The 23,045-nt window shown below is 64.1% G+C and carries 18 protein-coding genes; 6 read left to right on the top strand and 12 right to left on the bottom strand.

The window, feature by feature from the left end:
• Positions 1–13: 13 nt before the first annotated feature.
• From ABDW57_RS13870 to ABDW57_RS13855, 4 genes are read right to left on the bottom strand one after another with little or no spacing between them, the layout of a single operon-like run.
• Complete coding sequence (locus ABDW57_RS13870) at positions 14–1,435, bottom strand: efflux transporter outer membrane subunit (protein WP_343730772.1); 1,422 nt, start codon at positions 1,433–1,435, stop codon at positions 14–16.
• On the bottom strand, positions 1,432–4,743 hold the full coding sequence (locus tag ABDW57_RS13865; protein ID WP_343730771.1) for an efflux RND transporter permease subunit: 3,312 nt from the start codon (positions 4,741–4,743) through the stop codon (positions 1,432–1,434). The genes ABDW57_RS13870 and ABDW57_RS13865 overlap by 4 nt, the downstream gene beginning before the upstream one ends.
• Entirely contained in the window at positions 4,740–7,847 is a 3,108-nt protein-coding gene (locus tag ABDW57_RS13860) for an efflux RND transporter permease subunit (protein ID WP_343730770.1), read from the bottom strand. Before ABDW57_RS13860 ends, ABDW57_RS13865 begins: the two co-directional genes overlap by 4 nt.
• A complete protein-coding gene (locus ABDW57_RS13855) occupies positions 7,844–9,190 on the bottom strand; it encodes an MdtA/MuxA family multidrug efflux RND transporter periplasmic adaptor subunit (RefSeq protein ID WP_343730769.1) in 1,347 nt (448 codons plus the stop codon). Before ABDW57_RS13855 ends, ABDW57_RS13860 begins: the two co-directional genes overlap by 4 nt.
• Before the next feature lie 244 nt (positions 9,191–9,434).
• On the opposite strand from ABDW57_RS13855, the gene ABDW57_RS13850 reads away from it, so the two are divergent.
• Genes ABDW57_RS13850 through ABDW57_RS13840 form a run of 3 tightly spaced genes read left to right on the top strand, consistent with a single transcriptional unit; the run spans position 9,435 to position 11,858 of the window.
• Positions 9,435–9,869 carry a Spy/CpxP family protein refolding chaperone gene (locus tag ABDW57_RS13850; protein WP_343730768.1) on the top strand — a complete coding sequence of 145 codons (435 nt, stop codon included), beginning with the start codon at positions 9,435–9,437 and terminating at the stop codon, positions 9,867–9,869.
• 13 nt (positions 9,870–9,882) lie between these two features.
• Complete coding sequence (locus ABDW57_RS13845) at positions 9,883–10,623, top strand: response regulator transcription factor (RefSeq protein ID WP_343730767.1); 741 nt, start codon at positions 9,883–9,885, stop codon at positions 10,621–10,623.
• Positions 10,623–11,858, top strand: coding sequence for a HAMP domain-containing sensor histidine kinase (locus tag ABDW57_RS13840; protein WP_343730766.1), 1,236 nt, complete (start codon positions 10,623–10,625; stop codon positions 11,856–11,858). The genes ABDW57_RS13845 and ABDW57_RS13840 overlap by 1 nt, the downstream gene beginning before the upstream one ends.
• Positions 11,859–11,887: 29 nt before the next feature.
• Here the strand turns inward: ABDW57_RS13840 and sppA are convergent, their stop codons facing one another.
• From sppA to ABDW57_RS13825, 3 genes are read right to left on the bottom strand one after another with little or no spacing between them, the layout of a single operon-like run.
• Entirely contained in the window at positions 11,888–13,762 is a 1,875-nt protein-coding gene (gene sppA, locus ABDW57_RS13835) for a signal peptide peptidase SppA (RefSeq protein WP_343730765.1), read from the bottom strand.
• 19 nt (positions 13,763–13,781) lie between these two features.
• Positions 13,782–15,239 carry a sodium:solute symporter gene (locus tag ABDW57_RS13830; RefSeq protein WP_343730764.1) on the bottom strand — a complete coding sequence of 486 codons (1,458 nt, stop codon included), beginning with the start codon at positions 15,237–15,239 and terminating at the stop codon, positions 13,782–13,784.
• Between the two features lie 46 nt (positions 15,240–15,285).
• Positions 15,286–16,497 carry an MFS transporter gene (locus ABDW57_RS13825; protein WP_343730763.1) on the bottom strand — a complete coding sequence of 404 codons (1,212 nt, stop codon included), beginning with the start codon at positions 16,495–16,497 and terminating at the stop codon, positions 15,286–15,288.
• Positions 16,498–16,759: 262 nt separating this feature from the next.
• On the opposite strand from ABDW57_RS13825, the gene ABDW57_RS13820 reads away from it, so the two are divergent.
• From ABDW57_RS13820 to ABDW57_RS13810, 3 genes are all read left to right on the top strand, one after another.
• Complete coding sequence (locus tag ABDW57_RS13820) at positions 16,760–16,981, top strand: DUF3820 family protein (protein WP_343730762.1); 222 nt, start codon at positions 16,760–16,762, stop codon at positions 16,979–16,981.
• Positions 16,982–17,043: 62 nt separating this feature from the next.
• Positions 17,044–18,072 (top strand): M4 family metallopeptidase, encoded by a 1,029-nt coding sequence (locus ABDW57_RS13815; RefSeq protein WP_343730761.1) that lies wholly within the window; start codon positions 17,044–17,046, stop codon positions 18,070–18,072.
• Between the two features lie 10 nt (positions 18,073–18,082).
• A complete protein-coding gene (locus tag ABDW57_RS13810; protein WP_343730760.1) occupies positions 18,083–18,388 on the top strand; it encodes a protealysin inhibitor emfourin in 306 nt (101 codons plus the stop codon).
• Here ABDW57_RS13810 and ABDW57_RS13805 read toward each other — a convergent pair.
• From ABDW57_RS13805 to ABDW57_RS13785, 5 genes are all read right to left on the bottom strand, one after another.
• On the bottom strand, positions 18,385–18,774 hold the full coding sequence (locus ABDW57_RS13805) for a PPC domain-containing DNA-binding protein (protein ID WP_343730871.1): 390 nt from the start codon (positions 18,772–18,774) through the stop codon (positions 18,385–18,387). The genes ABDW57_RS13810 and ABDW57_RS13805 overlap by 4 nt on opposite strands.
• Positions 18,774–19,142 carry a glutaredoxin gene (locus ABDW57_RS13800; protein WP_343730759.1) on the bottom strand — a complete coding sequence of 123 codons (369 nt, stop codon included), beginning with the start codon at positions 19,140–19,142 and terminating at the stop codon, positions 18,774–18,776. Before ABDW57_RS13800 ends, ABDW57_RS13805 begins: the two co-directional genes overlap by 1 nt.
• A gap of 7 nt (positions 19,143–19,149) precedes the next feature.
• On the bottom strand, positions 19,150–19,737 hold the full coding sequence (locus tag ABDW57_RS13795) for a YSC84-related protein (protein ID WP_343730758.1): 588 nt from the start codon (positions 19,735–19,737) through the stop codon (positions 19,150–19,152).
• A 157-nt stretch (positions 19,738–19,894) separates the two neighbouring features.
• The gene (locus ABDW57_RS13790) at positions 19,895–22,051 is read right to left on the bottom strand and encodes an EAL domain-containing protein (RefSeq protein WP_343730757.1); all 2,157 of its coding nucleotides are present in this window, start codon (positions 22,049–22,051) and stop codon (positions 19,895–19,897) included.
• Positions 22,044–23,021: an HDOD domain-containing protein gene (locus ABDW57_RS13785; RefSeq protein ID WP_343730756.1), complete on the bottom strand. Its 978-nt coding sequence runs from the start codon at positions 23,019–23,021 to the stop codon at positions 22,044–22,046. Before ABDW57_RS13785 ends, ABDW57_RS13790 begins: the two co-directional genes overlap by 8 nt.
• Positions 23,022–23,045 lie beyond the last annotated feature (24 nt).

Below are 23,045 nucleotides of genomic sequence, written 5' to 3'. Positions count from 1 at the left end.
CCTTATCTTACTCCTATTGGGCGGCAGCGTGCCAGCCTCCGCCCAGCGACTGGATCAGTGCGATTGCCGTGGTCTGGCGGTCGGCCTGCGCCTGCACCAGCGCGCGGCGCGCGGTAAGTGCGGTCTGCTGCGCCGTCACCACGTCGCTATAGCTGACCTGCCCGGCGCGATAGCGGTTCAGCATCTGCACCTCGACCTGGTCGGCCGCTTCCGATGCCGCCTTGCGCAAGTCCTGCTGCTGCGCCAGCGTGCGGGTGGCGGCCAGCTGGTTCTCGACGTCGGCAAATGCGCTCAGCACCGTCTGGCGGTAGTTGGCGATGGCCTGGTCGCGCGCCGCCTCGGCGCCGCTGACGCGGGCCTTGGTGGCGCCGGCGTCGAACAGCGTCTGCGCCGCCGACAGGCCGAGCGACCACAAATTGTTGGAGGCGTTGAACAAGCCGCCGGTGGATGCCGCGCCGTAGCCATAGGAGCCGGTCAGGTTCAGGCTCGGAAAGTAGGCGCTGCGGGCGATGCCGATTTGCTCGTTGGCGGCCGCCACCCGGCGCTCGGCGGCGGCAATATCGGGACGGCGCTGCAGCAGCGTCGATGGCACGCCGGCCGGCACGTCGGGCACCACCGCTTTCCACTCGGCCGGCGCCAGCGTGAAGTCGCTGGCCGCCTTGCCCAGCAGGACCGCAATGGCGTGTTCCAGCGTGGCGCGCTGGCGCACCAGCGTGATCTGGTCAATGCGGGCGCTGGCCAACTGGGTTTGCGCCTGCAGCAGATCGGACTTGGCGGCGATGCCGGCGTCAAAGCGGTTCTGCGTAATCTGCAGCACCCGCTCGTAACCTTCGACGGTGGCATCCAGCAGCGCTTTCTCGGCGTCGGTCTGGCGCAGCGAGAAGTAGTTGGTGGCCAGTTCGCCCTGCGCCGACAGGCGCGCTGCGGCCAGGTCGGCGGCGCTGGCCTGCAGGCTGGCGCTGGCGTTGCCGACCCCGGCGCGCAGCCTGCCCCATACGTCCGGCTCCCAGCTGGCGCCGATGTTGGCGCGGTACTGGTTGGCGGTCTGGGTATTGCCGCCGCCACCGGTGCGGGTGGCGCTGCCGTTCAGGTCCACGCTCGGGAACAGCGAGGCGCGCTGCTCGGCCACCAGCGCCCGCGCCTGCGCGTAGGACGCCACGGCGGCCGCCACGTTCTGGTTGTTCACCTCGATGGTTTCGGCCAGCTGGTTCAGCAGCGGATCACCAAACAGCTGCCACCACGGGCCGCGTTCCAGCATGTCGGCTGGCGCGGCGGCGGCCCAGCCGGCGGCCGCCTTGTCGGCATCGCTCGCGGTTTCCTTGTAGGCTGCGGGCTGCGGCGTGTCCGGCGTCTTGTAGGTCGGCGTGACCGAGCACGCCGTCAGCAGCGCCAACGCAAGCAGGGAGTAACGGGGAGATGGTGCGTATTTGCTCATGGTGTAATCGGCGATTCGTCGCTATGAATGCGGCTCAGTTGTTGTTCGGACGGGCTGCGGCGGCGCAGCTTGTCCATCAGGATGTAGACGACGGGCGTGGTCAGCAAAGTCAGGCACTGGCTGGCGATCAAGCCGCCGATGATGGCCACGCCCAGCGGCTGGCGCAGTTCCGAGCCTTCACCGAAACCAATCGCCAGCGGCAGCGCGCCCAGCGCGGCGGCCACGGTGGTCATCAGGATCGGACGGAAGCGCAACAGGCAGGCTTCGCGCACCGCTTCACGCGGCGACAGCCCGCGTGCCCGCTCGGCCTCCAGCGCAAAGTCGATGATCAGAATGGCGTTCTTCTTGACGATGCCGATCAGCAGGAAGATGCCGATCAGCGCGATCGTCGAGAACTCCATCTTGAAGATCAGCAGCGCCAATACCGCGCCCACGCCGGCCGACGGCAGCGTGGTCAGCACGGTGACCGGATGTACCAGGCTTTCGTACAGGATGCCCAGCACAATGTAGATCACCACGATGGCGGCCAGGATCAGCAGCGGCAAGGACTTGTTGCTGTCCTGCGCCGCCTTGGCGGAGCCGGCGAAGCCGCCGCGCACATTGTTCGGCATGGCGATTTCCGCCTCTGCCGCCTTGATCTGCTCTGCCGCGTCGGACAGGCTGTAGCCCTCGGCCAGGTTGAAGGCGATGGTGGTGGCCAGCTCGCCGTCCTGATGGTTGATGGAAGTGGGTGCGGAACTTTCGGCAAACGACGCCAGCGTGGACAACGGCACCATGGTGGTGGCCGCGGTGCTCAGCGCAGAGCCGGACGACGCATCCTTGACCGCCGGCGCCGCGACATTGGCCGCAGTGGCGGTGCTGGCACCGGCCGCGCTGGTGCTGCCGGCCGCTGTGCCGCTTGCGCCTGTGGTGCTGGCCGCCGTGGTGACGGTCGGCGCGCCGGTCGGATTGGCGGCCGTTGGCGACGGCAGTCCTTTCGACGGCACATAAACATCATTCAGGGCCGCAGGGCTCCTGGCGGAGGAACGCGGCACTTCCATGATCACGTGATACTGGTTCAGCTCATCGTAGATGGTGGCCACCTGCCGCTGGCCGAAGCTGTCGTACAGCGCGTTATCCACGTCCCGGGTCGAAATGCCCAGGCGCGCCGCGCTTTCCTTGTCGATGGTGACAAAAGTCTCCACACCGTTATCGGCCTGGTCGGAGTCAACGTCGGTCAAAGCCTTCTGCCCCTTCATCGCTTCCGCCAGACGGGACGCCCATTTTTTCAGGTCGGCCTGGTTATCACTCTTCAGCGTGTACTGGAAGTTGGCGTTGGCCGCGCGTCCGCCCGAGCGCAAATCCTGCACGGGGCTGAGGAACAGGCTCACGCCGGTGACCTTGGCCAGCTTGGGCCGCAGGCGCGCAATCACCGCCTGCCCCGCTACCTTGCGCTCATTGGCCGGCTTCAGGTTGATGAACATGAAGCCGCCGCCGGCACGCCGGCCGCCGGTAAAGCCGACCACCGTGGCCACGTCAGGGTCTTCCTTGATGATGTTCACCAGCTGGCGCAGCTTGCCCTGCATGGCCTGGAACGAGATGCTCTGGTCGGCGCGGATGCCGCCGTTGATCTGGCCCGTGTCCTGCTGCGGGAAGCCGCCTTTCGGAATCGCCGCAAACAGGTAAAAATTCAGGCCAACCACAAACACGAGGCTCAGCATCACCAGCCACACGCTGCCCAACGCCCAGTCCAGGCTATGTTCATAGCCTTTGTGAATGATGTCGAATCCGCGTTCGAAAAAGCGCGCCACGCGGCCGGGCGGTTTGGCCTGATGCGCGTCCGGCGACAGCAACCAGGCGCACATCATGGGCGTGGTGGTGAGCGAGATCACCAGCGAAATCATCACCGCCGCCGACAGCGTGATCGCAAACTCCTTGAACAAGGCGCCAAACTGGCCGCCCATGAACAACAGCGGAATGAATACGGCAATCAGCGAAAGGCTGATCGACAGCACCGTGAAGCCCACCTCGCGCGCGCCCAGCAGCGCGGCCGCAAAGCGGTCCATGCCGGCTTCGATATGGCGGGTGGTATTTTCCAGCACCACGATGGCATCATCGACCACAAAGCCGGTGGCCACCGTCAGCGCCATCAGCGACAGGTTATTCAGGCTGAAACCCAGCAAATACATCACGCCGAAAGTGCCGAGCAGCGATACGATGGTGGCCACGGTGGGCACGATGGTGGCCCGCACGTTGCGCAGGAACACACTCACCACCAGCACCACCAGCAGAATCGAGATAATCAGCGTGACCTCGATTTCATGCAGCGAGGAGCGGATCGAATTGGTGCTGTCGCTGGCCACCTGGATCGTTACATCGGGCGGCAGCTGCGCCTGCAGGGTGGGCAGCTGCGCGCGCACGCTGTCCACCGTTTCAATCACGTTGGCGCCGGCCTGGGGTCGCAGCAGCACAATGATGGCCTGCTGGCCGTTGAACAGGCCCAGATTGTTCTGATCCTCGACCCCGTCCACTACTTCCGCCACGTCCTGCAGGCGTATCGGTGTGCCGTTGCGGAAGCCGACGATCAGGTTGCGGTAATCCGACGCGTTGCGGCCGCCGATGGCATTGGCCGACTCGGAATAGATCTGCAGGCGGCGCCCTTCGCCCTGAATGGCGCCGCGCGGACGGTTGGCATTGGTGGCCTGGATGGCGGCGCGCACGTCCTCCATCGACAGGCCTTGCCGGTTCAGTGCATACGGATTCAGTTCCACCCGCACCGCAGGCAGCGAGCTGCCGCCCAGCTCCACGTCGCCCACGCCGGTCACTTGCGACAGGCGTTGCAGCACGATGTTGGAGACCGAGTCGTAAATCTGGCCCGGCGTGCGGGTCCTGGAAGTCAGCGCCAGGATCATGATCGGCGCGCCCGAAGTGTTGGCTTTGCGATAGGTCGGATTGCTGCGCAGCGTGGCTGGCAGGTCCACCCGGCTGGCATTGATCGCCGCCTGCACCTCGCGCGCCACCGAATCGACGTTGCGGTTCAAATCAAACTGCAAGGTGACGTTGGAGCTGCTGGTGCTGGACTGCGAGGTCATTTCGTTCACCCCGGCGATGGTGCCGAGGTGGCGCTCCAGCGGGGTCGAGACGCTGGTAGCCATGGTGTCGGGACTGGCGCCCGGCAGCGTGGCATTCACCGTGATGACCGGGAAGTCCACCTGCGGCAACGGCGCCACCGGCAGCACGAAGAACGCGCCGATCCCGGCCAGCGCCACGCCAACCGTCAACAGGACGGTGGCGATCGGGCGCTTGACGAAGGGCGAGGACAGGTTCACAGCGCACCACCTTCAGTCGGATTGCCCGCCGCCGCCGGCTTGCGGCGCAGGCGGCGTCCCAGGCTGTCGAAGCCGAGGTAGATCACCGGCGTGGTGAACAGCGTCAGCATCTGGCTGACGATCAAGCCGCCGAAGATCGCCAGGCCCAACGGCCGGCGCAGTTCCGCCCCTTCGCCCCAGCCGAACATCAGCGGCACGGCGGCAAACAGCGCGGCCAGCGTGGTCATGAGAATCGGCCGGAAGCGCAGCAGCGCGGCTTGATGAATTGCCTCGCGCGGCGGTTTGCCTTCCTCGCGTTCGGCCTCGATGGCGAAGTCGATCATCATGATGGCGTTCTTCTTGACAATGCCGATCAGCAGAATGATGCCGATGATGCCGATCACCCCCAGGCCCTGCCCGGTGACCAGCAGCGCCAGCAAGGCACCCACGCCGGCCGACGGCAGCGTCGACAGAATGGTCAGCGGGTGAATATAGCTTTCATACAGCACGCCCAGCACGATATACACGCAGATCACGGCGGCCAGGATCAGCCATAGCTGATTCGACAGCGAGTTCTGATACGCGCCAGCAGCGCCGAGGAAAGTCATGGTCACCGATGGCGGGAACTTGATCTCGGCAGCCGCTTCGCGGATGCTGTCCACCGCCGTGCCGAGCGACACGCCCGGCGCGGTATCGAAGCCCAGCGTGGTGGCAGGATACTGCGCCACGTGGGTGATCTGCAGCGGCGCCGGACGCTCGCTCACCGTGGCCACCGCCGACAGCGGCGTCGGTTTGCCTGAGCCGGTGCGCAACTGCAGGTTGCCCAGATCGGCCGGCGTGGTGATATCGTCGCGGCGCGCCTCCAGAATCACGCGGTACTGGTTGGTCTCGGTGAAGATGGTCGAGACGATGCGCTGACCAAACGCGCTGTACAGCGCGTCATCGATGGAGGCGGCGGTGACCGACAGGCGCGAGGCCGTGTCGCGGTCCACGGTCACATAAGCCGCATTGGCGCTGGCGCCTACATCGGACACTACGTTGCGGACCTGGCTCTTGGTGCGCATCTGCGCCGCCAGCTTGGTGGCCCATTCGTTCACAGTGGCGTTGTCGGCGCCCTCGATCGATACACGGAACTGGGTCGGGCCGGTTTCAGCGTCGATGGTCAGGTCCTGGGTCGGCTGCAGGTACAGCGTCAGGCCAGGGATCTCGGCAACGCGTGCGCGCAGGCGGTCCATGGTTTCCTGCTGACTGCCGGTGCGCTTCTGCTTCAGGTTAATCAGCATGCTGCCAGTATGCAGCATGGTGTTGTTGGCGGCATCCACCCCGACCACGGAACTGAGGTTGTTCACATCCGGATCTTCCAGGATCACCTTGGCCGCCTGCTGCTGCAGGGCCGCCATCTTCTCGTAAGAGACGGCCTTGCCGGTTTCAAGGCGCGCCTGCAGCTGCCCGGTGTCCTGGGTCGGGAACAGGCCTTTTGGAATCACCACATACAGCAGCACCGTCAACAGCAAGGTGCCCAGCGCCACCAGCAACGTCAGGCCGCTATGCTTGATCACCCAGGTCAGCGAGGTATCGTAATGGCCGATCACCCAGTCGAAGAACTGCTGGAAGCGTTGCGCGAAACGGCTCGGTTTTTCGTCGGCGTGGCTTTTCAGCCAGCGTGCCGTCATCATCGGCACCAGCGTCAGCGACACCACGGCGGAAATCAGGATGGTGATCGCCAGCGAGATCGCGAATTCGCGGAACAGGCGGCCCACCACGTCGCCCATGAACAGCAGCGGAATCAGCACGGCAATCAGCGACACCGTCAGCGAGATGATGGTGAAGCCGATCTGCTTGGCGCCCTTCAGCGCGGCGGCCATCGGCGTCTCGCCCTCCTCGATATAGCGGGCGATGTTCTCGATCATGACGATGGCGTCATCCACCACGAAGCCGGTGGCGATGGTCAGCGCCATCAGCGACAGGTTGTTCAGGCTATAGCCCAACAAGTACATCACGCCGCAGGTGCCGATCAGCGAGATCGGCACCGACAGGCTGGCAATCACGGTGGCGCGCAAGCTATGCAGGAAGGCGAAGATCACCAGCACCACCAGCACCACGGCCAGCACCAGCTCCATCTCCACGTGTTCGACCGACGCGCGGATGCCGTTGGTGCGGTCGCTCAGCACTTCCACGTGCATGGCGCTCGGCAGGCTGGCTTGCAGCTCCGGCAGGCGCGCCTTGATGCCATCCACGGTGGCGATCACGTTGGCGCCGGGCTGGCGCTGCACGTTGAGAATGATGGCCTGTTTGGTGCCGGACCATGCGCCCAGCTCCACGTTCTCGGCACTGTCCACCACCTGCGCCACGTCGGTCAGGCGCACCGGCGCACCGTTCTTGTAGGCCAGGATCAGCTGCCGGTAATCCTTGGCGGTGACCAGCTGATCGTTGGCATTGATGCTGTAGGCGCGGGTCGGTCCATCGAAGCTGCCCTTGGCGCCGTTGGCGTTGGCGGCGGTGATGGCGGTGCGCAGCGTATCCAGGCCAAGGCCATATGAGGCCAGCGCATTGGTATCGGCCTGAATGCGCACGGCAGGACGCTGACCGCCGCTCAGGGTCACCAGGCCGACGCCGGACACCTGGCTGATCTTCAGCGCCAGGCGCGTGTTGACGATGTTCTGCACCTCGGTCAGCGGCATGGTGTCGGAGGTGATGGCCAGCGTCAGCACCGGTGCGTCGGCCGGGTTGACCTTGGCGTAGATGGGGGGCGCCGGCAGGTCGGTCGGCAGCAGCGAGTTGCCGGCATTGATGGCGGCCTGCACTTCCTGCTCGGCCACATCCAGCGACTGGCCCAGCGAAAACTGCAGGGTGATGATGGACACGCCGGCGGCGCTGGTAGAACTCATGCGCTGCAGGCCGGCCATCTGGCCGAACTGGCGTTCCAGCGGCGCGGTCACGGTCTGCCCCATCACTTCGGGACTGCCGCCGGGGTACAGCGTTTGCACCTGGATGGTCGGGAAGTCCACCTGCGGCAGCGCCGACAACGGCAGGAACTTGAAGCCGACGATACCCGCCAGGACGATCGCCAGCATCAGCAGCGAAGTCGCTACCGGCCGCTGGATGAATGGTGCGGATGGACTCATTGTTTTGCGGCGCCTTCCTTGTTGCGGCGGTGATGCTCACCGCCCGGCGCCGCTGCGTCGCCGGCGCCATCGCGCTTGCCCTTCCAGCCGCCGGCGCCATGCTCGCCCCTGCCGCCCTGCCCTGGCAAGGTCACTTTCGCGCCCTCTTTCAGGCGGTCCGCACCTTCGGTAATTACCTGCTCGCCCAGTTGCAGACCTTCGCTGATCTGCACTTTATCCACGGTGGCCGCGCCGCGCTTGACCGGGCGCACGGTGACGGTCTTGTCTTCCCTCAGCACGTAGACGAAATCGCCGTTGTTACCGTGGCGCAGAGCCGTCACCGGCACCATGATGGCATCCTTGATGGTGCGCAGTTCCAGGCGCACGTTCACAAACTGGCTGGGGAACAGCGAGGACTTGGCGTTGGCGAAACGTGCCTTGGCCTTGACGGTGCCGGTCTGCGTATCGATCTGGTTATCCAGCGCGTAGAACTTGCCGCTGTCCAGCGTATTGGTGCGGGTGCGGTCCAGCGCCAGCGCCGGCAGCACGGCGCCATCGTTGGCGCGCTGCGCCACGTCTGGCACGCTGTCCTGTGGGATCGAGAACTCGACATCGATCGGTGACAGCTGGGTAATCGTGGCAAGGCCGTTGGCATCGCCGGAGCTCACCAGGTTGCCGATATCAACCGCGCGCAAACCCACGCGGCCGGAGATCGGCGCCACCACTTTGGTATAGCCCAGATTCAGCTTGGCCGTGCCTTCGGCCGCCTTGTCGGTCATCACCGTACCTTCCAGCTGCTTGACCAGCGCCGCCTGCGTATCCACGTCCTGGCGGGCGATCGAATCCTGGCTCAGCAAGGTGCGGTAGCGGTTCAGGGTCAGCCTGGCGTTTTCCAGTTGCGCTTCATCGCGCTGGCGATTGCCGGTGGCCTGCATCAGCGCCATCTCGAACTGGCGCGGATCGATCTGCGCCAGCACCTGCCCGGCCTTGACCATCTGCCCTTCTTTAAACAGCACGCTCTGCAGAATCCCCGACACCTGCGCACGCACGGTGGTGGTGGCCGCCGCCGTGACAGTGCCCAGCGCTTCCAGCGTGACCGGGATATCGCCCTTCTCCGCCGTTGCCACACCGACCGTGGTGGCCGGCGCGCGGCGGCCGCCGCCCGGCCCACCGGGACCGCCGGGGCCAGGCCCGCCCGGACCCTGCGCACTGGCGCCGCCGGCAGGCGTCGCAGGCTGATGGGTCAGATACCAGGCCAAACCACCCAGCCCCGCCATGGCGGCAACGGCAATCACGCTGCCCAGTATCTTGCGGCTGCGCTTAGGTGGGTTGGCGTTCGAAACAGGCTTGGCTTGCGAGTCCATCGTTATCCTTTTTGTAGGCGTGCGTATCCATGGCAAACACACCATGGCGATCAATGCGTGGACTCTAGCATAAGCATTTGGCGATGTCTGTGGGCGACGCCACGGCGATACAAACTCGCTACAAATCAAGGACTTTGCTCACTTTTCGTTAATCTGGCTTTACATATCTTTACCAGCGCGACATCGCTGCTCAACGTGCCCCTCGCATACTGGGTTCACCGTCAACTTAACGAGGACCGACACCATGAACATCTTCAACCGCCAGACCATCGCCGCTTTCCTGCTGGGCTCCACGCTGGCCGTGGGCGTCGGCGCCTACGCCGTCGACCGTCACGGCGAAGGCCACCGCTCGCACATCGGCCGCCTGTACGCCGAAGTGCAAGCCACCGATGCACAGAAGGCCAAGATCGATCCGCTGGTGAAAGCCGCCATGGATGACCTCAAGCCCATGCACGCACAGCTGCACGCATTGCATAAAAGACTACTGGAGCAAGCCAGCGCGCCGACCATCGACCGCGCCGCCCTGGAAGCCACGCGACAGCAGGGCATGGCGCTTGCCGACCAGGCATCCAAACGCCTGATCCAGCTGGTGGCGGACGTCGGCGACACGTTGACGCCGGAGCAGCGCAAGAAGCTGGCCGAGCACCTGAGCCATGGACGCCGGTTCCGCGGCATGTAATAAAATAAACCGCATGAACACTGCAGACCGTATCCTTTTAGTTGAAGACGATCCCCGCCTGGCCGAGATGCTCACCGAGTATCTGACCCAGGCGGGTTTTCGCGTTACCCACGCGCCCACCGGCGGTGGCGCCATGGAGCACATCGCCGCCGCTGAAATCGACGCCGTGATCCTCGACCTGATGCTGCCCGATATGGACGGCCTGGACGTGTGCCGCAAACTGCGCACCAGTTCCGACGTGCCGGTGCTGATGCTGACCGCGCGCGGCGACGCCATCGACCGCATCGTCGGGCTGGAGATCGGCGCCGACGACTACCTGCCCAAGCCTTTCGAACCGCGCGAGCTGCTGGCGCGCCTGCGCGCCATCCTGCGCCGCCGCGTCGACCTGCGCCACCTGGATGCGCCGCGCGGCACCAGCGGCCCAGGCAGCGCACCGGCAAGCGACGAATTCCTGCGCTTCGGCCGCCTGGAGATCGATCCGGCGGCCCATGCGGCCCGCCTGGACGGCGTGCCGTGCGAGCTGACCGCCTACCAGTTCGACCTGCTGCTGGTCCTGGCCAGACACGCCGGCCGCGTGCTGTCGCGCGACGCGCTGATGGACCTGCTGAAAGGCGAACCGCTGGAAGCCTTCGACCGCTCGATCGACGTCCACATGTCGCGCATCCGCGCCGCCGTGGAAGACGATCCCAAAAAGCCGCGCCGCATCATCACCGTGCGCGGCGCCGGCTACCTGTTCGCCAAGGTACAAGACTGATGCTGCCCCGCCTCTACTTCCGCTTTTATGTCGCACTGCTGTTCATCCTCGTGTTGTTCGCGTTTGCGGTAGTGATGATCTGGAACCGCACCGGCAGCCCGCTGGAGCGCTCCAACAATACGCTGGCGCAGGTGATACAGAACGTGCTGGCGCCAGCCGATGCGCCACCCGAAGACCAGCAAGCCGCCCTCGCCCGCGTGGCTGCGGGCCTCAACGCCCACATGACGCTGTACACGCGCGACTGGCGTCCGCTGGCCGTGGTGGGCGAACAAATCCCCGCGCGCCACTGGCGCCGCCAGGGCATGACTGGCCCGCCGCCGGAATCCTTCGTGCGCCTGCCGGACGGCCGCAAGCTGCTGTCCAGCGAACCGCTCGGCTTCACGCGCCCCAAAGCCATGCTGCACAACGCCTTGCTGCTGTTGGCGCTGGGTCTGGGCATCGCCGCTTTCCCGCTGGTGCGCCACCTGACCAAACGGCTGGAACGCCTGCAAATGGGCGTGGAAAAACTCGGCGCCGGCGACCTGACGGCGCGCGTGCCGGTGGAAGGCAAGGACGAGGTGGCGCGGCTCGCGCAAAGCTTCAACCGCGCGGCCGATCAGATCGAACAGCTGGTGGGCGCGCACAAAACGCTGCTGGCCAATGCCTCGCACGAACTGCGCACGCCGCTGGCGCGCATTCGCCTGGCACTGGAGCTGATCCCGGAAGGTATCGATCCAAAGCGCCGCGCGGGGCTGGAGCAGGACATCGCGGAACTGAACCACCTGCTGGATGAAATCCTGCTGGCCAGCCGGCTTGGCGCCATCCCGGAAAACACGGATACGGAAGAACTGGACCTGCTGGCGCTGGCGGCGGAAGAATGCGCGCGCTACGACGACGCCCAGCTGGATGGGGAATCGGCCATGGTAAAAGGCGATCCGCGTCTGTTGCGTCGCTTGCTGCGCAACCTGCTGGAGAACGCGCACCGCCACGGCGTGCCGCCGGCGAATGTGCAGATCACCAGCGCGAACGGCATAGCGACTTTACGTGTATGGGATAAGGGGCCAGGCGTGCCGGACCCGGAATTCGAGCGTGTATTCGAGCCCTTCTTCCGCCGGCGCGGGACCCTGGACAATACTGGCGCCGGACTTGGCCTGGCGCTGGTGCGGCAGATCGCCCGCCGCCATGGTGGCGAAGCGCGCTGCGCCCTCATGAAAGATGGGCGCAGCTGCTTCGAAGTGACGCTGCCGCTGGCGTAACGCCGCTCCCGCGAAGGCGGGAAGGACCGCTATGGCGATTCGCAGAGGCAGTGCGTAATCGCGGTGAATGGTTTCTTCTGCGCCGTGATGTCCGACAGCCAGCCGAAATCATTCGCGATGCCGGCGGCCGCAGCTGGCGGCAGGCCGGTAGTGGCGGTGGCGCCCAGCTTCAGCTGCGCCGCCACGGCGTTGGCTACCGCTTGCGCCGTGCCGCCCCCCACCATCTCGACCAGGCGGTCAAACTTGCTGATCTCGCGCTCCACGTACACCACGCGATAATCGGCCGGCAGCTTGGCGCGCGCGGCGGCGGACTTCAGCGCATCGCCAAAGCTGCCCAGACGGTCGACCAGACCACGATCCTTGGCCTGCGCACCAGTCCACACACGGCCCTGCGCCACTTCATCAATCTTCTCCGGCGTGGTCTTGCGCGCTGCTGCGGCCTTGGTGGTGAACTCCGCGTAAATATGATTGATGCTGCCCTGGATCAGCTGACCCAGACGCGGGTCCAGTGGACGCAGCGGATTGCCCGCGTCGCCCAGCCAGGTGGTCGGCTGACCTGCGGTGTGGATGCCCAGCTTGTCGATCACCTTGTCGGCGGTCGGCAGGATGGCAAACACGCCGATCGAACCGGTGATGGTGTTCGGCTCCGCGATCACCTCATCGGACGACATCGAAATCCAGTAGCCGCCGGAAGCCGCCACATTCCCCATCGAGACCACCACCGGCTTGCCGGCGGCGCGCGTCAGTTCCAGCTCGCGGCGGATCAGCTCCGAGGCAAACGCACTGCCGCCAGGCGAATCGATGCGCAGCACCACAGCCTTGATGCTGTCGTCCTCGCGCGCCAGGCGAATCAGCTTGGAAGTCGAATCGCCGCCGATGGAGCCCGGACCGGCGCTGCCATCGCTGATTTCACCCTGCGCCACGATCACGCCGACGGCATCGCCGGTCAGCTTGCGCGGCACGCGCGCCAGGTAATCATCGAAGCTGACCTGACGGAAGCTCTTGCCCTCGGCATCCGGGGCGCCGCGCTTGATCATCATCTGGCGCAGCTCATCCTTGGTTTTCAGGCCGTCCACAAACTTGGTCGACAGCGACAGCTTGGCCAGGTCGCCGTTCACCGCCGCCACTTGCGCCGGCAGGTCGTTGATGGTCTTCATGATCTGGCCCTGCGGCAGCTTGCGCGCCTTCTCCACGTTATCCGTGTATGAAGCCCACAGAGCGCTGTTCAGATACGACTCGGCCTCGCTGGCCGCCTGCGAAGGACCGTTGGCGATGTAAGGTTCAGCGAAGCTCTTGTAGGTGCCGACGCGCAGCAGATTCACCGTGACGCCCAGCTTGTCGAGCGCATCACGGTAGTAATTGCGATAGCGGCCAAAGCCCTCGATCAGCACCATGCCCATCGGATGCAGATAGACTTCATTGGCATGCGCGGCCAGCAGATACTGGCGCTGGTCATAGCTTGAACCCCAGGCCACCACCTGCTTGCCGGACGCCTTGAAACGGTCAATGGCGCTGGCCACTTCGCGCAGCGAGGCCTGACCGGCGCCTTGCAGCTCGTCGGTCAGCAGCACGGCGGCGCCAACGTCGGGATCTTTGGCCGCCTGGTCCAGCACCGCCAGCACATCGCGCAGCTGAATCATCTTGTGCACCTCGCCGCCGCGCAGATTGGTCACCAGCGCATCGCGTGCATTCACGCTGGATTGCTCGACCAGCTGCCCCTTCAGATCCAGCACCAGCGTAGTCTTGGGCTGCAGCGGCTTCGCACCGCCACCGAAGATCGCGTACAGCAGCACCAGCACCAGCAACAGGAAAATCAGATTGAGGACCGTGCGGCGGCTGGCATCCAGCGCGCGCCAGAAAAAGGCGAAGCCCCTACGGACATAAGAAAACGGTGATTGGCTCATTAACACTCCAGTGGTTGCGTTATTTGCAAGGATGATACTGCTTTTTCGAGATCAGCAATAGGCCGGCAAAAACCAGCAGACCATTCAAGAGTAGCAGCTCCAGCCCCATGCGATAGGTCCCGAACAGCATTTCCTGATTGCAATCAATGACATAACAAATCACCGGCCCGGCCAGCGCCACCAGCGGCGCCCAGCGGTCGCGCAGTGCGCGTCTGGTCAGGATGCCGAAGGCAAACAGGCCAAGCAGCGGGCCGTAGGTATAGCCGGTCAGCTTCAGCACCAGGCCGACCATGCTGGCGTTGTCCACCCATTTAAACACCAGCACCAGCGCCAGGAAGATCGCGCAAAAAGCCAGATGGACACGGTGGCGCAAGCGTATCCGCGCCTGCTCCGTCAGGTCCGTGCGGCGCTGCACGCCAAGAATATCGATGCTGAACGAAGACGTCAGCGCGGTCATGGCGCCGTCGGCGCTGGGGAACAATGCCGAAATCAGGCCGATGAAGAAAATCAGTTGCAGTACAGCCGGCATATGCGCCATCACTACAGTGGGGAAGATCTTGTCGCCGCTGGCCGTGACACCGACCGTGGGAGCGTACAGGTACAGCAGCCCGCCAAGGTACATGAACAGTACCAGTACAGCGGTCAGTACAGTGGTGAGCAGCAGCATATTCTTTTGCGAATCGCGCAGGGTTTCGACCGAAATGTTCTTCTGCATGGTCTCCTGGTCCATGCCGGTCATGGCCAGCACGATGAAAAAACCCGCCAGCACCTGCTTCCAGAAATAGGCCGGGCTGTCGACCGCGGTGGTGACCACCCTGGTCAGGCCGTGCGCCTGCATCTGCGCGATACTCTCCAGCGGGCCAAGATGCATTGCGTGCAGCAGCCAGCCGGCGCAGATCAGCAGGCCAAGCACCATGCCAGTGGTCTGCAGCGTATCGGTCCAGACGATGGTCTTCACGCCGCCCTCGTAGGTGTACAGCAGGATCATGGCGAGGATGACGGTGGTGGTCAGCCAGAACGGCACGCCCATGCTATCGAGGATGGTGAGCTGCAGGATATTCACCACCAGATAAAGCCGCGCCGAAGCGCTCAGCGTACGCGAGATGATGAAAAAGGCCGCACCGCCCTGGTAGGAACGGGGGCCGAGACGCTGCTCAAGATACGTATAGATGGAAGTCAGCTTGAGGCGGTAATACAGCGGCAGCAGAATATAGGCGACAGCGATATAACCGAGCACATAGCCCAGTATCACCTGCAGGTAGCCGAAACCATCGCGGCCGACCGCGCCCGGCACACTGATGAACGTCACGCCGCTCAGCGTCGTGCCCACCATGCCGAATGCCACCAGCACCCAGTTGCTGCGCTTGTTACCGATGAAGAAGCTGTCGTTATTGGCGTTGCGGGAGGTGCGCCATGCCACCACAAGCAGCAGGGAAAAATAGGCAAAGACGAGGGAAAACAAAGAGACTGCGGACATGAGATATAGGCGGCGAATGATTCAAATCGCCGCCAATATACCTCAATCAATGCGCCACAGCGTGGATAGCCTTGTCGCCGTTGGCGTTGGCCGGACGTGGATTCAGGCGATCCAGACGACCGCTCAGCGCAGTCAGGCCGAAGGCGCCCAGCACCACCAGCGCACCGATCCAGCCCGTGTGCACCAGCCCCAGATGCTCGACGATCAGGCCGCCGCCCCAGGCGCCGCCGGCGATACCAAGGTTGAACGCGGCGATATTCAGGCCCGAGGCCACATCAACAGCGCGCGGCGTATAAAGTTCCGCCTGCTGCACCACATACACCTGCAAGCCCGCCACGTTACCGAAGGCCATGGCGCCCCACACCAGTACAGTTGCCAGCACCAGCCATTTATACGGCGCAGTGAAAGTCAACACAAACAGTACAGCGGCCAGGCCGAGGAAAATGATCTTCAAAGCGCCCACCGGACCGCGCTTGTCGGCCAGCTTGCCGCCCCAGATATTCCCCACCGCGACCGATACACCGTACACCAGCATCACCAGACCAACGGCGTTCACGCTGAAGCCAGTGATCTCGGTCAGGATCGGCGCCAGGAAAGTGAAAGCGGTGAACGAACCGCCATAACCGATGGCGGTCATCGCATACACCAGCAGCAGACGCGGCTCAGCCAGCACCTTCACCTGCTGCATCAGCGAAGCCGGCTTGTTATGCTGAATGGTCGACGGCACAAAGATCGCGCTGCCGAGGATCGCCAGCACGCCCAGCGCCGACACGGCCAGGAAAGTTTCGCGCCAGCCGAAGTGCTGACCGATGAACGTACCGAGCGGCACACCGGTGACCAGCGCCACCGTCAGGCCGGTGAACATGATGGCGATCGCGCTGGCCGCCTTCTCTTTCGGCACCAGCGAAGTGGCGATGGTCGAGCCGATCGAGAAGAACACGCCGTGGGCCAGCCCGGTCAGAATCCGCGCCATCACCAGCGACTCATAGCTGGGCGCCTTCCACGCCAACAGATTGCCGAGGGTGAACAACACCATCAGCGACACCAGCAGCAACTTACGCGGCACCTTGCCGGTCAGCGCCGTCAACACCGGCGCCCCGATGGCCACGCCCATGGCATACAGGCTGACCAGCAACCCTGCCGACGGCAGATTCACGCCCAGATCGGCGGCGACAGTCGGCAGCAAACCGACGATAACAAACTCGGTAGTCCCGATAGCAAACGCGCTGATAGTCAGCGCAAGCAGTGCAATAGGCATAACTTCACTCCTGAAAAGTTGATGCATGCAGTATCGTGGCTAAGCCTAGGAGGAAAAAGCCTTCAAAATCCAAAACATCTTTGCCCACCGCGCAATGATCGATTCGGGGTCAGCTCTGACATTCGGACAGTTGAACCCATTCTTTGATCTATCTCAATACGCAAAAGAGGGCACTTTCGCGTATTGAGCTGGATCAAAGGATAGCGCTAGCTGTCCGAATGCCAGAGCTGACCCCGAATTGCTTAAGCGCTAGAATTTGGCCATGAACTCTGAAAAACTAGCCCTGCTGCTGACGCGGGAAATGCCTTATGGGAAGTACAAGGGACGCAAGATTGCGGATTTGCCGGGCCATTATCTCGGCTGGTTTGCCCGCGAGGGCTTTCCAGCCGGCGAACTCGGCACGCTCATCGCGCTGATGTATGAAATCGACCATAACAACCTGCGCAGCCTGCTCGATCCTCTCCGCCAGGCCCAGCGGCAATAGTGACGTCCCGGCAATGCGAATCCGTGTATAAATACGTTATTGCATTGTTTTAGGAGAAGGTCATGGCCGCGCATCCACAGGATTGCACCTGTTTCATTATTCCGCCCAAGATGCTGCGCAAGCTGGCGCAAGCCACGCCCGATGCCTGCGAACGCGACTGCCTGCTGGATCAGGCTGAAATCTCCGCCCATTTGCGCGGTCAGCGCTCGGTGGCGCCGGTGGTGATGGGGCTGGCGGTGGTGGCCGGCGAAAAGCGCCGCTCGGTCTACGACGCCCAGAACAAGTCCGCCCTGCCCGGCAAGCTGGTGCGCAGCGAGGATGGCAAGCCGTCCAACGACGTGGCCGTCGACCAGGCCTACGACGGCGCCGGCGCTACCTACGATTTCTTCCGCGAGGTGCTGAAGCGCAATTCCATCGACGGCAAGGGCCTGCGCCTGGATTCGACCGTGCACTATCAGGTCAAGTTCAATAACGCCTTCTGGAACGGCCAGCAGATGGTGTACGGCGATGGCGACGGCAAGCTGTTCCTGGGCTTCACCGGCGCCATCGATGTGATCGCCCACGAGCTCACCCACGGCGTCACCCAATACGCGGTGCCGGGCGGCCTGGTGTATCAGGATCAGAGCGGCGCGCTGAATGAATCGATTTCGGACGTGTTTGGCAGCGTGGTCAAGCAGTGGACGCTGAAGCAGAACGTCGAGCAGGCCGATTGGCTGATCGGCGCCGGCATCATGACGGCGGAAGTCGGCAAGGCGCTGCGCTCGATGGCCGATCCCGGCAACAAGGAGCTCACCTGGTCCGGCGACGACCAGCCGAAAACTATGGCAGGATATGTGGAAAACGGCGACGTCCATACCAATTCCGGCATCCCCAACCATGCGTTTTACGCGGCCGCCATCGCGCTCAAGGGCAATTCCTGGGACAAGGCCGCGCCGATCTGGTACAAGGCACTGTCGCTGTTGACGCCCAACGCCACGTTTGCCGACATGGCCAAGGCCACCGCGCAGGCGGCCGCCCTGCTCTATGGCGCAGACTCGGCGGAACAGCACGCGGTGCAGGCGGCATGGAAGGTCGTCGGCGTCACGGCATAAAGGAAGCACCATGCGTTTGATTCTGCGATGTACAGGAGGCTTCACCGGACCGGCCGGTGCGCAGACGCGCACGGTCGATCTGGCGCAGTTGCCGCCGCAGCAAGCCAGCGAGCTGGAACAACTGCTGCGCGCCAGCGATTTTTTCGCGCTGCAGCCCAAGCTGGTGAAGGGAGCCCCCAAATCCTGGGATTTTCAATACGATCTGGAAGTGGACCAGGATGGCCAGTCGCACTGCGTGCGCTACCATCTGGACGAGGCGCCGCCGCCACTCAAGGCGCTGACCGAAAAGCTCAATGACGAAGTCGCGCCTGATTAGCCTACTTTCAGTTCAGGATAGCCGGTGCGCGCGTCATGCTCGCGTGTGAAGCGCTGCCCCGGCAATAAAGCCAGCAGCAGTTCCGCCGTGGTGCGCACGATGCAGCCCGTCCCGACATGCCCGCCATACACGCGGCCTTGGGCGTCGGACACCGACATGTGCAGGTGCGCCCCATCCGCGGACAGCGAGCCAGCCAACGTCAGTATCTCCAGGTCGCCACGTAGTTCGCCAGGCTCCGGCTGCCCCGCGTAACGCAATTGCGCCACGCTCAGGCTGCCGATGCCCTGCAACACGAAGCCGGCCTGATGACCGCTGGCCAGCAGCGCCGCCACCACCGCGGCCCGCAGGTCGTCGCCGGGATGCAGGCGCAGGGGCAGCGGCTGCATCATCTGCCCAGCAGGCGCGCCAGTTCGCCGCTGGCGATCAGTTTTTGCAGATCGGTGGCGCCGCCGATCAATACGCCGTTCACGAAAATCATCGGGAAAGTCGGCCAGCCGCTCCATAACTTGAGCGCCAGGCGCGGACGCCAGCTGGAAAAATAATTACCATAGCTGAGGTATTGGTACTGGATGCCTTGCGCATCCAGCAGCTTGCGCGCCTTGGCCGGAAAAGGATTCAAGCCCATGCCAACCACCACCACCTTGTGGGCGGCAATGGCGGCTTCCACTTCAGCGATCAGGTCGCGATGATAACTACCGATCTGCGCCAGCGCGGCAGGATGGATACGGGCTTGGTCCAGGATGTGACGAGTCATTATTGCCTTATAAATTGAGTTTGGTGATTTTGGTGCCTTCCAGGTTCAGGTTGGCCATCAGGCCGGCATTGGTTAAGACGAATGCCTGTACCGGATTATTGGCGGTGTTGGTGTCGATTTCGCCATTGGCGCCCACTTTGATCAGCGCCACCGAACCATCCACCCCCGCCGTCCAGCCTTTGCCGTTGCGGAATTTGTCCAGCGCCTCGCGGCTCATGAATAACAGTACCACTGCCTTGGACTGCGCACCAGCCTGGAAGCCGACCGATACTGACGCCACGCTGTAATAATCGGCCACCGCGCCGCCGGTGCGCAGCACGCCCTTGCCGTACTCGCCGCCCACCACCAGCCCGGCCGCCACCACGTTCGGGAACACCAGCACGCCATTGGCCTTGTGCACCAGCTCGCGCGAGCCTTTGACCTCTTTGTACAGCCTCTCCAGCGTATTGTATGCACCTTGCTCGATCTCGGTCTTGACGGCGGCGCTGCTGGGCTTGGCCGCGCCGGTGGTGGTGGTGCAACCGTTCAGCATCAGACCTGCACAGGCCAGGGCCAGGGTGGCGGCGGTGCGCACCAGGAAAGTCCGTTTTTTCATGGCAGTCTCCAAAGGAAAAGGGGCCGCGGCAGCGGCTGACATCAGGGGAAGCAAAGCTTAGTCAATTATAAACTCGGCGCGGCCCTCTTCCATGCACTGCTGGGCGCACTGTCCTCCCGCATGACGCAGCGCCCGGTGTCCTGGCGATCAGCTTGGTTCAGCGGGTATTGAATGCAAGGCGCTTGCCTTCCCTCAGCATGGCCGCAAACTCGGCGGCCGGCACCGGCTGGCTGAACAGATAGCCCTGCAATTGGTCGCAGCCCAGCTCGCGCAGGAAGGCCATCTGCTCGGCCGTCTCCACGCCTTCGGCCACGATTTCCTGCCGCAACTGCTGCGCCATGGTGACGATGGCACGGGCGATGGCGCAATCGTTTTCTTCATACGGCAAGCCGATCACGAAAGCGCGGTCGATCTTGAGGGTGCTGATCGGGAATTTCTTCAGGTAGGCCAGGCTGGAATAGCCGGTGCCAAAGTCGTCCAGCGCCAGCGCCATGCCCATCGCCACCAGCTGGTTCATGATGGCGATCACCTTGTCGGTGCCGCGCACCAGCAAGCTTTCCGTGATTTCCAGGTTGATCTGGTCCGGCTGCACCTGGTGTTTTTCCAGCACCGCCGCAATCCGCCTGGGCAGCTCATGATCAAACTGACGTGCCGACAGGTTGACGGCAATCGGCGGCATGATCAGGTTGGCGTCGCGCCACTCGCGCACCTGCCGGCACGCTTCTTCCAGCACCCAGGTGCCAAGGTCGAGGATCAGCCCGGTCTCTTCCGCCACCGGAATGAACACGCCCGGCGAGACCAGCCCGCGCACCGGGTGGCGCCAGCGCAGCAGCGCCTCGGCGCCGACGATGCGGCCGCTGCGCAAGCTCACCTTGGGCTGGTAGTACAGCTGCAGCTCGTTGTTGCGCAGCGCCTGCCGCAGTTCGCTCTCGATGCGCAAGTGCTCCTTGGCGCGCTGGTTCATCTCTTCGCTGTAGAACAGGAAGTTGGATTCAATGCTCTGTGCCGCCTTGGCCACCGCCACGTCCGCGCAGCGGATCAGCGTGGCCACGTCGACCCCATCCTCGCTGTAGGAAGTGATGCCGATGTGCGCGCCAACCTGCAGGTTGTGCGCGGCGATCGCGATCGGCGACGACAAGGCCGCCAGCAGCTTCTGCGCCACGATGCCGGCGTGTTCGCGCTTTTCCACGTGCAGCAGCGCGATGGCAAAGCGATGGCCGTCAAGCCGCGCCAGCACATCGCCTTCGCGCAGCGAGTTGCGGAAGATGCGGCCGATTTCGCACACCAGCTCGTTGCCGATTTCGTGACCCAGCGTGTCGCTGATGGCGCCCACGCGGGTGATTTCCACCACCAGGATCGCGCCGTGCTCGCCAGTGCGCTTGGTTTCGGTCAGCGCCTGCCCCACCAGCTGCGACAGCAGGCACAGATTGGGCAGGCCGGTCAGCGGGTCGTAGTTGGCCATGCGCTGCATGCGCGCCTCGGCGTCCTTGTGCACGCTGATGTCCGAAAACAGCGAGAAGGTATGACTGATCTTGCCGCTCTGGTCGCGCACCGCGCTGATGGTGACCGACTGCGGGAACAATTCGCCATTCTTGCGTTTGCCGATGATCTCGCCGCGCCACGGCCCGCCGCCCTGCATGGCCGCGCGCACCTTGGCGCGGAAGTCGGCGTCGTGCACGCCCGAGCGCAGCAGGTCCGGGGTCTTGCCGATCGATTCGGCCGGGGTGTAGCCGGTGATCCGGGTGAAGGAGGAATTGATGGAGACGATGCGCTCATGGGCATCGGTAATCAGCACGCCCTGCTCGCTGTCCTCGATGATGCGCGCATGCAGGTTGACCTTGTCCAGGTCCGACAGCGCCTGGTTGGCTTGCGACAGCCGCACCAGCATGCCGACCGGCTCGCCATCTTCGTGGCGCAGTGCGATGTCGAGGTGGACCCAGATGATTTCGCCGTTCTTCTTGCGCCGGCGCACCTCGGTGCGGGCAGCGGCCTCGCCGGGATGGTGGTCGAAGAACAGTTCCGCGATATTGCCTTCCTCATCGTCCTCGGCGTACAGGAACAGCACGTGCTGGCCGATCACTTCGGCCGCGGTGTAGCCAAACATCCGCTCCGCACCCTGGCTCCACGCGGTCACGTAGCCGGTGAGGTCGAGCGCCAGCGAGGCGTCCAGCGCCGGCATGTCGGCCGGTTTCAGGGATGATTGAACTTCGATCAGTGCCGCATCCAGTGCGGTCAGCGTTTGCGCCAGCGCGTCGCCTTGTTCACTCCGGGCTTGGCGGCTCAGGGCGAGGCAACGCTCGATCGCTTCACGCATGGGGGCTACCTGCCTTACCCGCCGCCACGCTTTGCATCCATAAATGGGCGTCGACGGCGATCCGGTTGTAGGTGTCGGTATCGACCTGCAGGCAGCCGGCCAGCGCCTGCTCATCCGCGCGCTCGGCGGCTTCCACCACGCACAGCAACTGCCCCATCTCGCCCTGCCGCGACAGCAAGGCCTGCTGCACGGATTCGCTGATGGTCAGCGGCTTCAGCACCTCTTCCAGCGGCATGCCAAACAGCACGCCCAGCAAGGAGAACATGCCAACCATGAAGGCTTGCTCCTGGTGCTGCTTGTCCTCGCCGCTGGCCTTGGACAGCAATTCCATCGACCGCGCCCGCACCGCCACCCGCGACAGCAGCATGGCCGAGCGCGGATCGCCCTCGCGCGACGAGAACAGCATCAGGTTCAGCCAGCGCCGCAGCTGCGAGCGGCCCAGGATCAGGATGGCTTGCGAAAAACTGGTGACGCGGCGGCCGGTGCCCATGCCCAGCGAATTCACCAGCCGCAGCAGGTGATAGGACAGCGTGGGATCCTGTCGCAGCAGCGCTTCGATTTCGTGGGTATCGGCATCGGCCGACACCAGTTGCACCAGCTGCAGCGCCAGCGCGCGCGAGGCCGCTTGGGTGCCAACTGCCTTGGCCGGCGGCGCCATGAACCACTGGCCGGCGATCCATTGCACTGCGGGCGGCAATTCCTTGGGCAGCTCGTCGTCGGCGCGCTGCAGCTTGTCATCCGGCAGCGCCTTCCAGCCGGCCTGCGCCAGCGCCTGGTTGAGGTCCTGGCTGGCGCCCGCGCGGTAATAGCAGTTCATGCTGCCGGCGGCCACTTCTTCAAGCAGATTCATCGGCGGCTGCGCCGCTCCGGCCGGCAGGCGCGCTGCGTCAAACAGCAACGCCGCCGGACTGCCGGTGCGGTCGGCCAGGGGATGCAGAAAAACAGGTGACGTGGCAGTCGTTACAGTCATGGAAAGGTTCCAGCGGGAGACGGC

It is taken from the genome of Duganella sp. (genome assembly GCF_039595735.1).
Lineage (GTDB): Bacteria > Pseudomonadota > Gammaproteobacteria > Burkholderiales > Burkholderiaceae_D > Rugamonas.
This window is presented reverse-complemented; position numbering and strand designations above follow the sequence as displayed.

Coding starts and splice junctions, on each gene's coding strand:
- ABDW57_RS13785 (WP_343730756.1), bottom strand. CDS start 23,021: ATGACTGTAACGACTGCCACGTCACCTGTTTTTCTGCATCCCCTGGCC.
- ABDW57_RS13815 (WP_343730761.1), top strand. CDS start 17,044: ATGGCCGCGCATCCACAGGATTGCACCTGTTTCATTATTCCGCCCAAG.
- ABDW57_RS13870 (WP_343730772.1), bottom strand. CDS start 1,435: ATGAGCAAATACGCACCATCTCCCCGTTACTCCCTGCTTGCGTTGGCG.
- ABDW57_RS13850 (WP_343730768.1), top strand. CDS start 9,435: ATGAACATCTTCAACCGCCAGACCATCGCCGCTTTCCTGCTGGGCTCC.
- ABDW57_RS13790 (WP_343730757.1), bottom strand. CDS start 22,051: ATGCGTGAAGCGATCGAGCGTTGCCTCGCCCTGAGCCGCCAAGCCCGG.
- ABDW57_RS13840 (WP_343730766.1), top strand. CDS start 10,623: ATGCTGCCCCGCCTCTACTTCCGCTTTTATGTCGCACTGCTGTTCATC.
- ABDW57_RS13795 (WP_343730758.1), bottom strand. CDS start 19,737: ATGAAAAAACGGACTTTCCTGGTGCGCACCGCCGCCACCCTGGCCCTG.
- ABDW57_RS13825 (WP_343730763.1), bottom strand. CDS start 16,497: ATGCCTATTGCACTGCTTGCGCTGACTATCAGCGCGTTTGCTATCGGG.
- ABDW57_RS13830 (WP_343730764.1), bottom strand. CDS start 15,239: ATGTCCGCAGTCTCTTTGTTTTCCCTCGTCTTTGCCTATTTTTCCCTG.
- ABDW57_RS13810 (WP_343730760.1), top strand. CDS start 18,083: ATGCGTTTGATTCTGCGATGTACAGGAGGCTTCACCGGACCGGCCGGT.
- ABDW57_RS13860 (WP_343730770.1), bottom strand. CDS start 7,847: ATGAGTCCATCCGCACCATTCATCCAGCGGCCGGTAGCGACTTCGCTG.
- ABDW57_RS13800 (WP_343730759.1), bottom strand. CDS start 19,142: ATGACTCGTCACATCCTGGACCAAGCCCGTATCCATCCTGCCGCGCTG.
- sppA (WP_343730765.1), bottom strand. CDS start 13,762: ATGAGCCAATCACCGTTTTCTTATGTCCGTAGGGGCTTCGCCTTTTTC.
- ABDW57_RS13805 (WP_343730871.1), bottom strand. CDS start 18,774: ATGCAGCCGCTGCCCCTGCGCCTGCATCCCGGCGACGACCTGCGGGCC.
- ABDW57_RS13845 (WP_343730767.1), top strand. CDS start 9,883: ATGAACACTGCAGACCGTATCCTTTTAGTTGAAGACGATCCCCGCCTG.
- ABDW57_RS13855 (WP_343730769.1), bottom strand. CDS start 9,190: ATGGACTCGCAAGCCAAGCCTGTTTCGAACGCCAACCCACCTAAGCGC.
- ABDW57_RS13820 (WP_343730762.1), top strand. CDS start 16,760: ATGAACTCTGAAAAACTAGCCCTGCTGCTGACGCGGGAAATGCCTTAT.